This is a genomic window from Solibaculum mannosilyticum (genome assembly GCF_015140235.1).
In the GTDB taxonomy this organism is placed as follows: domain Bacteria; phylum Bacillota; class Clostridia; order Oscillospirales; family Acutalibacteraceae; genus Solibaculum; species Solibaculum mannosilyticum.
Genome location: NZ_AP023321.1, coordinates 1,263,328 through 1,276,967, shown reverse-complemented (window position 1 = coordinate 1,276,967; position 13,640 = coordinate 1,263,328). Strand labels below are relative to the sequence as shown.

Sequence of the window (13,640 nt, the reverse complement as noted above, 5' to 3'; positions counted from 1 at the left end):
ATGAATGGAAAGCAGTGGACTCATACCGATCGCGTGGATGAACTTACATGGCAAGCTCCGGCTGGCTCGGATCTTTTTATTTCGCCGGCTACTGGTAAGGCAAACTGCGTCGCACCTGTATATTACACCGAGGTCGAGGGGGATTTTGTACTGCGTGGAAAGGTAACCCATCCTTTTCTCTCCACCTACGACGCCGGTGGATTTCTCATCCATCAGGATGATACCCATTGGGCAAAAGTGTGCTATGAATTGACAGGGGAGGGAACACATGCCGCTATCACCATGGTGACCAATGGCGTATCTGACGACTGTACTGGACCTTGTGCATCTGGGCCGTGGATCTGGATGCAAATTGCCCGTAAAGGCAAGGTGTTTGGTTTTTACTATTCAGAGGACGGAAAGACATTTTCTCTTCTGCGTATTTTTACCATTCCAGCTGATGATAAAATCCGAGTGGGACTTGTCGCTCAATGCCCAAAAGGCGATGGGGCGGAGGTCCAATTTGCAGATGTCGGGTTGTATCATATCTCCCTTTCGGACTTACATAACGGCAGCGTAGAATTAACAAAATAGTCCCTTTGTCATAATTAAAAAACAGTGGGTTTGGAAGACTTCCGAACCCACTGTTTTTTTCTACAACATATTAGAAGGGAGATGTATTTCACACCTCAGTGACATCTTTTTCCGCAAGACGATCCCGGATCATACGGGCGCACTTATAGATATCGCCTCCGCCCATCGTGATGACCAAATCACCGGGCTTTGCATTTTGTGCCACAAAATCGGCAATCTCTTCAAATTCATCGATACAATAACTGCCCGGGATTTTCTCACCGATATCCTGGGAAGTGACACCCCACTCGTTTTTTTCTCTCGCTCCCATAATTTTAGAGATAATTACATGATCGGCTGCCGAAAGAGAACGGGCAAATTCATCCACCCAACGGGCGGTACGGCTATAGGTATAAGGCTGAAATACGGCCCACACCTGGTTACAATGCATATTACGTGCAGCCCCAAGGGTAGCATCAATTTCTGTGGGATGATGGGCAAAATCGTCTACCAACATCACGTCATGGAAAGTGCCGTACACTTGGAAACGACGGTTGGCCCCGTGAAATTCCGCCATATTGCGGGAAATATCTTCACCTGAAACACCAATCAGATGGGCCGCCGCACAGGCTGCCAAGGCATCAGCTACGTTTTGTTTTCCGGGGACGCTCAGTTGAACATGGGTAATAAACTGACCCTTATGCATCACGTCAAAGCCATAATAAGCGCCGTCCATTGTGGAGATATTCGTGGGATAATAGTCGTTGGACTCTTTCATACCGAAGGTAATGATCTTACAGTTGACATATTGGACAGCCTTCATAGAATTTTCATCGTCACCGTTTACAATGATGGTCTGGGAAGTGATGCTGGCAAATTTATGGAAGGACTTGATGATATTTTCCAATGTGCCAAAATAGTCCAGATGGTCAGCATCGATGTTGAGAATAATGGAAATAGCGGGGGAAAGCTCTAAAAAAGTATCCACATATTCGCAAGCTTCACACACCATAATATCCGAATTCCCAGCACGGCCGTTGCTGTGCAGAACAGGCAGATATCCGCCAATGACCAATGTGGGATCCACGCCGGCCCCCAACAAGATCTGGGAGATCATAGAAGTTGTCGTAGTCTTGCCGTGAGTCCCTGCGACAGCTACCGTACATCCGTAATGCCGGGATACAATGCCCAGGAGTTTTGAACGTTCCAGGGTGGGGACTCCTCTTTTAATAGCATCGGCTAGTTCCGGATTATCCTCCTTGACCGCAGCCGTATAAACCACCAGATCAGCGTCACCTAGATTGGCAGCGTCATGGCCCATGGATACCTTGATTCCAAGTTCACGCACACGTTTTAAATTATCGCTTTCATTGATGTCCGATCCTGTGAGGAAATACCCCTTGCTGTGCAGGATTTCGGCCAGAGGATACATACCGGATCCGCCGATGCCGATGAAGTGGACATGCTTTGCCTGTTTGAGAATATGATCACAACATTCGGTCATAAGTTGACACTCCTAAAAATCGATATCACTTTATTATATGGCAAAGTGAGCCCAGAATAAAGTGATTTTTAAAATTTATTGGAAAGATTCCAAAAAAACATTGCTGCTTCATCAGAATATCCTTGAAAAGATAGGAAAATCCGTTGAATAGGACGCTCTTTTTCTTCAAATACTAGATATCACAAGGAAGGGGAGTTGACTATGACAATCACAGAAGTCCGGGTTCGGAGACTATACAACGAGGCAAGGCTCCGTGCGGTAGTTTCTGTTACACTGGACAATGCACTGGCCATCCACGATATCAAGGTGATCGAAGGTCCGGAACGCTTTTTTGTAGCCATGCCCAGCCGACGGGAACCAGAAGGGGGATACCGGGATATCGTCCATCCCATTTCAGCCGAGATGAGACATCAGCTGGAGGATGCCGTCATGAAAGAATATCACGAGACGGTAACGCGTCAGGAAGAGAATCCAGACCATCCGGTGGATCATTCTGAGAAAAAGATGTAACGTCTTAAGATAAACCACCCCAAGCTGATCTTAGCTTGGGGTATTGTTTTGCACACAAGTTATGGTAAACTAGCATCAAACACCCTAACGCCATCTTTAAGGAGGACTTTTTTAATTGAATCCTAAAGATAAAAACTGCCCCTGTAAGCGAAAATGTCCGCGGCATGGGCTTTGTGACCAATGTCAGCAGCATCACCGGAAATCGATGAGCAATCCGTTGACCACTTGTCAACGTCTGAGCAAAAAGGATGCGGCAAAGAAAAAAGACAGCACCCATCCATCTAATCCATCATATCCTAGCTATAGGGACTGAAATACAAAATGCCACAAGATCCATAAGGCATAAAGAGCTCAAAGCATTTGATCCCAATAGGGGCGGAATCGAAAGATCCATCCCTTTTAAAGTTGGCACATCCATCGCTTTTTCGCCATATGATAGAAAAGAAAATCCAGGGGGTTTTAACTATGATGACACGAGAACCTTTTGCTGTCATCGGAGGGGACTTGCGGCAGGCAAGGGCGGCTCATCTGCTGGCGTCAGATGGGTTTACCGTGCACGCAGTAGGGTTTGACTCCGATATTGAAATGGGAAGCGACGTCCGTCGGGCACGCAGCGTAGCCGACGCCATCCACGGCTGCCGGTATATTCTTTTGCCTATGCCTTTGACCACCGACGGAGAATCCATCAACGCGCCGTTTTCTTGCAACACCATTACCATCTCCGAAGTCTTTGGAACCGCCGTCCCAGGCCAGACATTATTTGCCGGCCAAGTATCTCCGACCATTGCCCAGCGTGCGCAAGAGTATGGGCTGACATTAGTGGATTACTTAAAGCGGGAAGAGCTTGCAGTACGCAACGCCGTTCCTACCGCAGAGGGAGCCATCCAATTGGCAATGGAGGAACTCCCGTTTACCTTGGATGGCTCTCAATGTCTTGTAGTCGGATTCGGCCGAGTGGCCAAAGTACTGGCTCTCAAGCTGGCAGGGTTGGGGGCTCATGTAACCATCGCCGCCCGAAAGCACAGTGATGCCGCTTGGGCCCAAGTAGAAGGATATCAATACATCCCCACTGCTCAGATGGAACAGGCTGTCGCACAAGCTGACGTGATCTTTAATTCTGTCCCAGCCATGCTTTTTGATGAGAAGGTATTGAGCAAAGTAAAGAATCATTGTCTTATCATCGACCTGGCATCCAAACCGGGCGGAGTGGATTTTGAAACAGCCGGACGTTTAGGTGTCAAAACCATCTGGGCGCTGTCACTGCCGGGAAAAACTGCGCCGTGGACCGCAGGCGCCATCATCAAAGATACCATTTTGAATATCATTGAGGAGGCAACCCCATGAATAATATAACAGTGGGTTTTGCAATGTGCGGTTCATTCTGCACCTTTTCCAAGGCAATCCCACAGATGGAAAAGCTTCTGGAACTAGGGCATAAAGTAGTGCCCATTATGTCCCAGATCGCCTATTCCACCGATACCCGATTTGGCAAAGCCGAAGATTTCCGGCAGCATATCGAAGAATTATGCGGAAGATCCATTATACATACCATCGACGGGGCGGAACCCATCGGCCCAAAGAAAATGCTGGATATCCTTGTCATCGTTCCCTGTACAGGCAATACCATGGGTAAACTGGCTTTGGGCATCACCGATTCTCCTGTCACTATGGCATCCAAATCCCATCTGCGCAATGGAAGCCCTTTGGTCATCTGTCCCGCCACCAACGATGGATTATCAGCATCCGCTCCTAATATCGGCAAGCTTATGAATACTAAAAATATCTATTTCGTCCCCATGGAACAAGATGATCCACAAAAGAAGCCCACATCTTTGGTGGCGAAGTTTGATATGCTGATCCCCACTATGGAAGAGGCTCTTTTGGGAAAACAGATCCAGCCGGTCCTCTGGGTGGATGGGAAAGCCGTTCCTACTGAAAATCTTTAAAAGGCAAAATCCTACTTTATTGATCAGAAATGAAAACAGCGCCATGAAATCATGGCGCTGTTATTTATGCGGTGCATATTTGCTAGGAGGAACATTTTTACGTTTCTTAAAAACGCGAGAGAAATAAAGCTGGTCGGAAAAACCAGAAGAATAAGCAGCTTCACTGACCGATAATCCTTGCTCTAACAAATCACAAGCCTGATCGATCCGAAACCGAGTTAAGTATTCATTGGGGGAGATGTTCAATTCTTCCATAAATAAACGGTAAAGGTGACTGCGGCTAATCCCTACGCTTTCGGCAATGTCTCCGACATTGATGGCGCGGGAATAGTTATACTGAATATATTGCAGAGCCTTTTCCACGTATCTACGGGAAGCACCTACCTCATGATGGCAATCATTATGACCGTTCAATTCCACCAAGGCAGCTAAAAATTCTAAAAGTTTTCCTTCCATCCGGATCTCGTCCGAGGGACGATGGCCGGTAACCTCTAAGATCGAGGCAATGAGAGAAGGAATAGGGCCGTCAAGTTCAGCATAAAAAATAGGATGCTCCATGGACAAGCCCACAAGCCGCATCAAATGATCGGCTTCAGCGCCATTGAATCCAACCCAAGTGTATTGCCAAGGATCGTCTTGATCGGCTTGGTAGTAGATAACAGTGGAAGGTGCGGCTAAAAAGCCGCTGCCGGCAGACAATTCATACTGCTTATCTCCGACCTCATAATGTCCTCGGCCTGAAAGAATGTAGTGAATGAGATAATGATCACGGACGGCTGGACCCCAACTGTGGCCGGGTTCACATTTTTGAAGCCCACAATTGTAAACGGTTAGCCCCATGGAAGCACTATGGTTGACCTTGTAAGAATGCTTAAAAGCCTCTTGTGCCATTTTCTTTCCCTCCCTTACTAAAATAGGACAAGATCTCGCAAAGTCGTTATCAAAACATCTACGTTCTACATGCATCTGGCTCTTTTCGAACATCCAGACACTCAAGTTTTGATATAAGTTCCTACGAATTTATATCAAATAACATCATAACCCCTATATTATTATAATGCATAACAAAAGAAATCGCAAGACAGTTACAAAAAAATATATAAAAATAGTCGTAATAAATACCTAAAAATTATAGACCAAGGTATAATACATTGAAAGAAATGCAAAAATTATAATAATTTCATGCATATTTAAATTTTAATACTTTTTCGGATGTTTTTTGGTCAAAAAAGGGAGAATGGTTCTAATCACAAAAAACAAGACAAAAAATGTTGGTAAAATTAGGGCAAGACACCAAAACAAATGAAAAATATAAAAACTCAATTTGAATAATTGAATTTTAGTGAAAAACACGGTATAATAAATCTGTTCGCTTGTTGCGTGGATTTTACATTTTTTAACAAAGGAGGGAGAAGTATGGCTCAGGAGATGTTTACAGTGGTTATCACTGGCTTGGTGGTTGTGTTTGCTGTTTTGATCCTTTTGACGTTTTTGATTTGGGCTTATGGCAAAATCGTCTATTCCATCCAGAATCGAGACAAAGGTTCCGCCGATTCCACAAACACGGAAAAAAAAACAGATAATGTAGCCAATGTGGGTTCCAAGGCACCTATGCAGGCTGCGGCAGCTCCTCAAGGAATTTCCAACGAGGTGCTGGCGGTAATTGCAGCGGCAGTTGCGTCCATGGGCTCAGCAACCGGCGTGACGTACGCCGTGCGCAGTGTTCGCCGCGAAGGAACCGCTCGTCCTGCGTGGAGGTCTGCAGGCGTCTACGAGAACTCACGCCCTTTTTCATCCTGAAAGGATGGGATCATTAAACAACTTCGAAAGGACGATTTGCGGTGTTTGACGGACTAATCGAAGCCGTACAGAATCTGATTAACACATCAGGTTTCGGCCTTGAGTACTGGCAGAACTATTTGATGATTGCAGTCTCATGTGTCCTTCTGTACTTGGCAATTGTAAAAAAATACGAACCTCTTCTTTTATTACCCATTGCATTTGGTATGCTTCTTGCAAACCTTCCCTTGGCTGGCTTGATGAGTACTCCGGTGATGGAGTTAAAACCGGTTGTAGAGGGAGTGGTAGAAAACTATCCCATTATAACGCAGAATGGCCAGCAGTTCTATGAGGTAACGAGTCAGACGGGCGGCCTACTGTATTACTTATATCAGGGCGTTAAGATGGGTATTTATCCGCCTCTGATCTTCTTGGGTATCGGCGCTATGACCGACTTCGGCCCCCTGATTGCCAATCCCAAGAGCTTCCTGCTGGGCGCAGCTGCTCAGTTGGGCATCTTTACCACCTTTATCGGTGCCAGACTGCTGGATGCTTATGTTCCCGGCATCTCCTTTGATAACAATGCTGCCGCCTCCATCGGTATCATCGGTGGAGCCGACGGTCCTACCGCTATTTACGTAACTTCTAAATTGAAACCTGAGCTGCTTGGTCCTATCGCTGTTGCAGCGTATTCGTATATGGCGTTGGTTCCGATTATCCAGCCTCCCATTATGAAACTGCTTACCACCAAGAAAGAACGTATGGTAGTGATGGAGCAGCTTCGTCCTGTGTCTAAGACGGAAAAAATTATTTTCCCCATCTTGGTCACCATCGTAGTCTCCCTGATTCTCCCGTCTGCTGCCCCGTTAGTAGGTATGCTCATGCTGGGTAACCTGATGCGTGAAAGCGGCGTGGTGGATCGTATCTTCAAGACTGCACAGAATGAACTTATCAATATCGTCACCATTTTCTTGGGCGTGACGGTAGGCGCTACTGCCAACGGACAAACCTTCTTGACTCCTCAGACCATCGGTATCGTCGTACTTGGTTTGTTGGCCTTCATGATGGGTACTGCTGGCGGCGTGCTGTTTGGTAAACTCATGTATGTCTTTACCAAAGGCAAGGTCAATCCTCTTATTGGTTCGGCCGGTGTATCGGCTGTCCCGATGGCGGCCCGTGTTTCCCAGAAAGTTGGTCAGAAGGAGAATCCTTCCAACTTCCTGTTGATGCACGCTATGGGTCCCAATGTGGCTGGCGTTATCGGTTCGGCTGTGGCAGCAGGCGTCTTTATCGCTCTGTTTGGATAAGCCACATAGTTCTAACAATAAAAAACAGGTGCTGTTTGGTTTCAAGCAGCACCTGTTTTTTGTCTTACTCCAAAATTTCATCCGATTCTAAAGGACGAGAAATGCTATTTTTTGTCCTGTTTCCTTGAATTTAGAAGAGGGATATATTACAATAAAAGTACATTTGCAATTTTTATTAGAAAACAGCGGCTTTTATCAAAAAAGATGCAAAAAGCCGCTCAATACTGGAAAGGGAGCGATTTGGTTTATGTCTCAGCGCAAAAAAGTGGCTGTTATTATGGGGAGTGATAGCGATCTGCCGGTGGTGGAGAAAGCCATTAAGCAGCTCAAAGAACTAGACATCCCGGTGGAAGCCCATGTGATGTCGGCCCATCGCACACCTGCTCAAGCTTCAACTTTCGCAGGCTCAGCTAAGGAAAATGGATTTGGCGTCATCATCGCGGCAGCGGGTAAAGCTGCTCATTTGGCAGGTGTATTGGCCGCCCATACCACATTGCCTGTTATTGGTATTCCCATCAAATCCTCTACTCTGGATGGTCTGGATGCTCTGCTCGCCACGGTACAAATGCCAGGCGGAATCCCCGTCGCTACAGTGGCTATCGATGGAGCTCAAAATGCAGCCCTGTTGGCAGCTCAGATTTTGGCAGTGTCGGACGATCAATTGGCAGGTCGGCTGGCTGCTATGAAGCAGAATATGACCGAAGGCGTCTTACAGAAGGATGCCGCTTTGCAGGCAAAGGTAGCCGAACTGTAAAAACAGTCGATATAACGGAGGGAAACCAATGAACAATAGTTTTAGTGATAGCTACAAGGCTGCAGGCGTAGATGTTACAGCCGGATACAAGGCTGTGGAACTGATGAAATCTCACGTAGCCCGGACTTCTATTCCAGGAGTACTCAGTGGCATCGGTGGCTTTGGCGGATTGTTTGCTCCGGATCTATCCGGAATGCAACAGCCGGTATTGGTATCGGGTACCGACGGTGTAGGTACAAAACTGAAAATCGCTTTCTTGATGGATAAACATGATACGGTAGGTATCGACTGTGTGGCAATGTGTGTCAACGACATTATTTGCAGCGGTGCAAGACCCCTATTTTTCCTGGACTATGTAGCAGTGGGAAAGAATGTACCGGAACGTGTAGCATCGATTGTGTCGGGTGTAGCGGAAGGATGCGTACAAGCCGGATGCGCCCTCATCGGAGGCGAGACGGCTGAAATGCCTGGGTTCTATCCGGCCGACGAATATGATCTAGCTGGCTTTGCCGTCGGTATGGTGGATCGTTCCAAGATCATCGATGGGACAAAAATTCAACCCGGAGATGTTCTGATTGGCGTCCAGTCCTCCGGCGTCCATTCCAATGGCTTCTCTTTGGTACGTAAAGTGTTTAATGTAGGACCGCAGTCTCTTTCCATGCACATCGATGAGCTGGGAGGCACTTTGGGAGAAACTCTCCTAACTCCAACTAAGATTTACGTAAAGCCTTTGCTGGCTCTTATCGAACAATGTGACGTCCATGCAGTATCTCATATCACGGGCGGCGGTTTTTATGAGAACATCCCACGTATGTTAGGAGAAAATCAGAGGGCTGTTATCGAAAAGAATGCGGTTCCTGTAAAACCGATCTTTAAGGTAATCCAGAGCTGGGGCGATATTCCAGAGCACGACATGTTCAATACTTTTAACATGGGTGTAGGTTTGTGTATTGCTCTGCCCAAAGACGAGGCCGATAAGGCGTTGGAAGTTCTGGCCGCCAATGGGGAGCAGGCTTGTATCTTAGGCGAAGTTCGTACCGGTGAGACCGGGGTGGAATTATGCTAAACATCGCAGTCCTAGTATCAGGCGGAGGAACCAACTTACAGGCACTGATCGACGCACAGAATAGAGGGGAGATCCCCGGCGGCCGCATTGTATGTGTAGTGTCCAGTAAAGTGGGAGTTTATGCTTTGGAGCGAGCTCATGCCGCTGGTATTCCTGGCGAAGTAGTGGCACGAAAGGGCCTTAGTCCCGAAGAATTCGATGATTCTTTGACTCAGATGCTACAAAAGTACAAGGTTGATTTGGTTGTATTAGCCGGATTTCTCTCCATTTTAGGGGAGAGAATGCTGGAAACTTATCAAAATCGTATCATTAATGTGCATCCGTCTCTCATTCCATCTTTTTGCGGCAGTGGTTACTATGGGTTAAAGGTACACGAGGCCGCTCTGGAACGGGGCGTTAAGGTGACAGGGGCAACCGTGCATTTTGTCAATAAGATCCCGGATGGAGGTCCCATTATTCTGCAAAAAGCTGTGGAGGTGCAGGAAGGGGATACCCCGGAAATTCTACAGCGCCGGGTGATGGAACAAGCCGAGTGGAAACTACTTCCTCAGGCAGTATCACTTTTTTGTGACGGACGGTTAGAAGTACGAGAAGATCAGAGGGTTACCATTCATGAAGGGAGAAGATCATAGATGAAAAAACGTGCAATTCTTAGCGTATCGGATAAAACAGGCATCGTGGATTTTGCCCGGGAGCTTATCGGGTTGGGGTTTGAGGTGTTGTCCACCGGCGGCACTGCCAAGGCTCTTACAGACGCTGGATTGGCTGTGACCAATGTATCGGATGTCACCGGTTTTCCGGAGTGTTTGGACGGCCGTGTCAAAACCCTGCATCCCATGATTCATGCGGGTATTCTGGCTATGCGTTCCAACCCTGAGCATATGGAGCAGTTGGAAAAGCTGGGTGTTACTCCTATCGATGTGGTGGCCATCAATCTGTATCCCTTTAAACAGACCATCTTAAAGCCCGACGTCACTTTAGAGGACGCTATTGAGAATATTGATATCGGCGGTCCTACAATGATCCGTGCCGCTGCGAAAAACTGGCAGGATGTTTCGGTCATCGTGGACCCGTCTGATTATCAGAAGGTAATTGAGGAGTATAAGCAGTCTGGAACGGTATCCAAAGAGACTCGTTTCCGTCTAGCCGGTAAAGTGTTTGAACATACCGCCCAGTACGACGCCATGATCAACACCTATCTGCGTGCCCAGCGGGGTGAGACACAGATGCCGGATGCCTTTACCATGACCTTTGAAAAGGTACAGGATATGCGCTACGGTGAAAATCCCCATCAGGCTGCGGCCTTCTACCGTGAGATCGGCAATCGCTCCAATACGCTGGCAGCCGCTCAGCAGCTTCACGGCAAAGAGCTTTCTTATAACAATATCAACGACGCCAATGGTGCGTTGGATGTCCTAAAAGAGTTTGGTTCCGAGCAGCCTACTGCTGTGGGTGTCAAACATGCTAATCCCTGTGGCGTTGGCGTGGGAGAGACCATCTATGAAGCTTATATGAAAGCTTATGAGTCTGATCCTGTGTCGATTTTCGGCGGTATTGTTGCTCTGAATCGTCCGGTAGATAAACAGACTGCTGAGGAACTTGCTAAAATCTTCCTGGAGATCATCATCGCTCCTGATTTTGACGCCGATGCTTTGGAAATTTTGGAGAAGAAAAAGAACATCCGCCTTTTGAAGCTGCCCGATTTGGCCAAACCCAATACGCCTGATATGCTGGATATGAAGAAGGTAGCCGGTGGATTGCTGGTTCAGCAGCTGGATACGGAGCTTCTCCATGAAGAGGACATCCGCTGCGTTACAAAGCGTCAGCCCACTGAAGAGGAAATGAAACAGCTGATGTTTGTTTGGAAAGTGGTAAAGCATGTTAAATCCAACGGTATCGCCTTAGCTAAAGATAATATGACCGTTGGAATCGGCCCTGGCCAGACCAACCGCATTACCGCCCTGGAACTTGCTATCAAGTACGGCGGCGATAAGGTAAAGGGAAGCGTCATGGGTTCAGATGCATTCTTCCCGTTCTCTGACTGTGTAGAAGCCGCTCAAAAAGCCGGTATTACCGCCATTATCCAACCAGGCGGTTCCATTCGTGATGAAGACAGCATCAAAGCTGCCGATGAAGCCGGTATTGCTATGCTGTTCACTGGAATGCGGCACTTTAAGCACTAATGATAACGGATAGGGAGGAATTTACTTTATGAAAATCCTAATGGTAGGCGGCGGCGGCCGTGAACATGCCCTGATCCGTAAGCTGAAAGAAAGTCCTAAGGTTACGGAAATCCATTGCGCTCCCGGGAATGGCGGTATCTCAAAAGATGCCCAGTGTCACAATGTGTCGGTGGACGACATGGAAGGCATGGTACGTCTTGCCAAGGAAATCGGTGCTGACTTAGTGGTAGTGGCCCCCGACAATCCTCTGGTGGATGGCATGGTGGATGAGATGGAGAAAGCTGGCCTGCGTTGCTTTGGCCCCAATCAAAAAGCGGCAATCCTGGAAGGCAGCAAGGTATTCTCTAAATCCTTGATGAAGCAGTATGGAATCCCCACTGCGGGTTACCATGTGTTCGAGGACCCTAAAGAAGCTCTTCAGTTTATTCGGGAAGAGGGCAAATATCCCACCGTCATCAAAGCCGACGGTCTTGCCTTGGGCAAAGGCGTCGTCATTGCTGCCGATGAAACAGAAGCGGCGGCGGCCCTCCACTCCATCATGGAAGATAAAATTTTCGGCGCATCGGGTAACCGCGTCATTGTGGAGGAATTTATCACAGGACCGGAGGTATCAGTTTTGTCCTTTACCGATGGGAAGACAGTGAAACCTATGGTGTCCTCCATGGATCATAAACGAGTGTTTGACGGCAATTTGGGTCCCAATACCGGCGGTATGGGTACCATCAGCCCCAATCCTTATTACGACGACGCTACAGCCAAACGCTGTATGGAAGAAATTTTTCTTCCAACAATTCAAGCCATGAGCAAAGAGGGACGTCCCTTTAAAGGATGCCTTTACTTTGGTTTGATGCTGACGGCGGACGGTCCCAAGGTTATCGAATACAACTGCCGCTTTGGTGATCCGGAGGCCCAGGTTGTACTGCCCCGTTTGAAAACCGATCTGGTCGATATTATGAATGCCGTTATCGACGAAAAGCTGGATGAGCTCGACATCCAATGGTCGGAACAGGCCAGTGCCTGTGTTATTTTAGCGTCGGGAGGATATCCCGGCAAATATGAGAAAAATATCCCCATCTCCGGGCTGGACGAAAATGGTCAGGTGGAGGGTGCGATTGTGTATCATGCCGGTACCCAGTATCGCGACAATACCTTTGTTACGGCCGGCGGCCGCGTCTTGGGCATCACCGCGATGGGAGATTCTTTGGATCAGGCCTTGGATAACGCTTATGAAGCGGTTCAGAAAGTGCGTTTCGACGGCGCTCATTACCGTACTGATATCGGGCGGGTAGAGTATTCGGACTAAAAACTGGGCCGATTAGAATGGCCTCTCTTTGCAATAAGGATGTGCGAGTTGGAACAGTCAAAAGTAGAAAAATGTATCTTGATTGTGGCAGTGGGGCTGTTATTCTTTTGCCTGCTGGGAGCCCCTTACCTCATTACTTTAATCCAAACGAATTTTCTGACATCTAGGCCGGATGCCATTGTCAGCGTAGCCGGCTCGGTTTACAATTTGGCTACTGTTTGTTCAGTGGTTCCTGTCCTCCTGCTGGGCAGCATCGGCGTACGGCTTTACCGTGGTCATTTTATCCTGCGGGAACACATTAAATTTGTGATTATCACGGCTGCAACAGTGGTTTTATCGGTTGTTATCCCCTGTGTAGCCATGACGAGCCATTATGAAGTGACCAGTGCCGGCGTGAGTCACTACAATGCTTTTGGCAGCAAAACCGAAAGCATCTCGTGGGATGAAGTCACGAAAGCGGAAACTTCCATCCAGTTTCTCTATGGTGCGACAGAAATGAGCGTAGCTGGAAATTGGAAGATGTTTTATTGGATCGAGCTTCCCTCCGGTAAAAGCTTGGATCTCTATAACGACGGCTTTGCAAAAGACAAATTAAATGCCGTGGCGCAAGTAGATGGCATTGTTCGGGAAAAGGATATCCCAGCCGAGAGAAATGCGGAAGATTTGGACAAGTTCCCCTATAAAACCGAGGCGGAAAAGCAAGTCATCCACAGCCTTTTCGATGAATAATAAGTCT

General features: G+C 47.6%; 14 protein-coding genes. 12 read left to right on the top strand and 2 right to left on the bottom strand.

All coding sequences use genetic code 11. The features are described 5' to 3' along the window. Entirely contained in the window at window positions 1-573 is a 573-nt protein-coding gene (locus C12CBH8_RS06035; RefSeq protein WP_099321991.1) for a DUF1349 domain-containing protein, read from the top strand. 88 nt (window positions 574-661) lie between these two features. Here C12CBH8_RS06035 and murC read toward each other — a convergent pair whose 3' ends face one another. After that, a complete protein-coding gene (gene murC / locus C12CBH8_RS06030; RefSeq protein ID WP_099321990.1) occupies window positions 662-2,056 on the bottom strand; it encodes a UDP-N-acetylmuramate--L-alanine ligase in 1,395 nt (464 codons plus the stop codon). A gap of 201 nt (window positions 2,057-2,257) precedes the next feature. Between murC and spoVG the strand changes: the two genes are divergently transcribed. The 3 genes from spoVG (at window position 2,258) to C12CBH8_RS06015 (ending at window position 4,512) form a co-directional block, all read left to right on the top strand. Further along, on the top strand, window positions 2,258-2,566 hold the full coding sequence (gene spoVG, locus C12CBH8_RS06025) for a septation regulator SpoVG (RefSeq protein ID WP_090266296.1): 309 nt from the start codon (window positions 2,258-2,260) through the stop codon (window positions 2,564-2,566). A gap of 465 nt (window positions 2,567-3,031) precedes the next feature. After that, entirely contained in the window at window positions 3,032-3,910 is an 879-nt protein-coding gene (gene dpsA / locus C12CBH8_RS06020; protein ID WP_246441320.1) for a dipicolinate synthase subunit DpsA, read from the top strand. Beyond that, complete coding sequence (locus tag C12CBH8_RS06015; protein WP_090266299.1) at window positions 3,907-4,512, top strand: dipicolinate synthase subunit B; 606 nt, start codon at window positions 3,907-3,909, stop codon at window positions 4,510-4,512. The genes dpsA and C12CBH8_RS06015 overlap by 4 nt, the downstream gene beginning before the upstream one ends. A 60-nt stretch (window positions 4,513-4,572) precedes the next feature. Here the strand turns inward: C12CBH8_RS06015 and C12CBH8_RS06010 are convergent, their stop codons facing one another. After that, entirely contained in the window at window positions 4,573-5,403 is an 831-nt protein-coding gene (locus tag C12CBH8_RS06010; RefSeq protein WP_090266301.1) for an AraC family transcriptional regulator, read from the bottom strand. A gap of 525 nt (window positions 5,404-5,928) precedes the next feature. Here C12CBH8_RS06010 and C12CBH8_RS06005 point away from each other — a divergent pair. The 8 genes from C12CBH8_RS06005 to C12CBH8_RS05970 all read left to right on the top strand — a co-directional run bounded on the left by C12CBH8_RS06005 (window position 5,929) and on the right by C12CBH8_RS05970 (window position 13,633). Further along, entirely contained in the window at window positions 5,929-6,312 is a 384-nt protein-coding gene (locus tag C12CBH8_RS06005; protein WP_171846403.1) for an OadG family protein, read from the top strand. 122 nt (window positions 6,313-6,434) lie between these two features. After that, on the top strand, window positions 6,435-7,598 hold the full coding sequence (locus tag C12CBH8_RS06000; protein WP_090266426.1) for a sodium ion-translocating decarboxylase subunit beta: 1,164 nt from the start codon (window positions 6,435-6,437) through the stop codon (window positions 7,596-7,598). Between the two features lie 247 nt (window positions 7,599-7,845). Then, on the top strand, window positions 7,846-8,352 hold the full coding sequence (gene purE, locus C12CBH8_RS05995) for a 5-(carboxyamino)imidazole ribonucleotide mutase (RefSeq protein WP_215533761.1): 507 nt from the start codon (window positions 7,846-7,848) through the stop codon (window positions 8,350-8,352). Window positions 8,353-8,380: 28 nt separating this feature from the next. Beyond that, window positions 8,381-9,418, top strand: coding sequence for a phosphoribosylformylglycinamidine cyclo-ligase (purM, locus tag C12CBH8_RS05990; RefSeq protein WP_099321985.1), 1,038 nt, complete (start codon window positions 8,381-8,383; stop codon window positions 9,416-9,418). Further along, the gene (purN, locus tag C12CBH8_RS05985) at window positions 9,412-10,050 is read left to right on the top strand and encodes a phosphoribosylglycinamide formyltransferase (RefSeq protein ID WP_215533760.1); all 639 of its coding nucleotides are present in this window, start codon (window positions 9,412-9,414) and stop codon (window positions 10,048-10,050) included. The genes purM and purN overlap by 7 nt, the downstream gene beginning before the upstream one ends. Continuing rightward, window positions 10,051-11,601 carry a bifunctional phosphoribosylaminoimidazolecarboxamide formyltransferase/IMP cyclohydrolase gene (gene purH, locus C12CBH8_RS05980; RefSeq protein WP_215533759.1) on the top strand — a complete coding sequence of 517 codons (1,551 nt, stop codon included), beginning with the start codon at window positions 10,051-10,053 and terminating at the stop codon, window positions 11,599-11,601. It abuts the gene before it with no gap. 28 nt (window positions 11,602-11,629) lie between these two features. After that, window positions 11,630-12,904, top strand: a complete 1,275-nt coding sequence (purD, locus tag C12CBH8_RS05975; protein ID WP_215533758.1) for a phosphoribosylamine--glycine ligase — start codon at window positions 11,630-11,632, stop codon at window positions 12,902-12,904. Window positions 12,905-12,952: 48 nt separating this feature from the next. Next, a complete protein-coding gene (locus C12CBH8_RS05970) occupies window positions 12,953-13,633 on the top strand; it encodes a hypothetical protein (protein WP_215533757.1) in 681 nt (226 codons plus the stop codon). Window positions 13,634-13,640 lie beyond the last annotated feature (7 nt).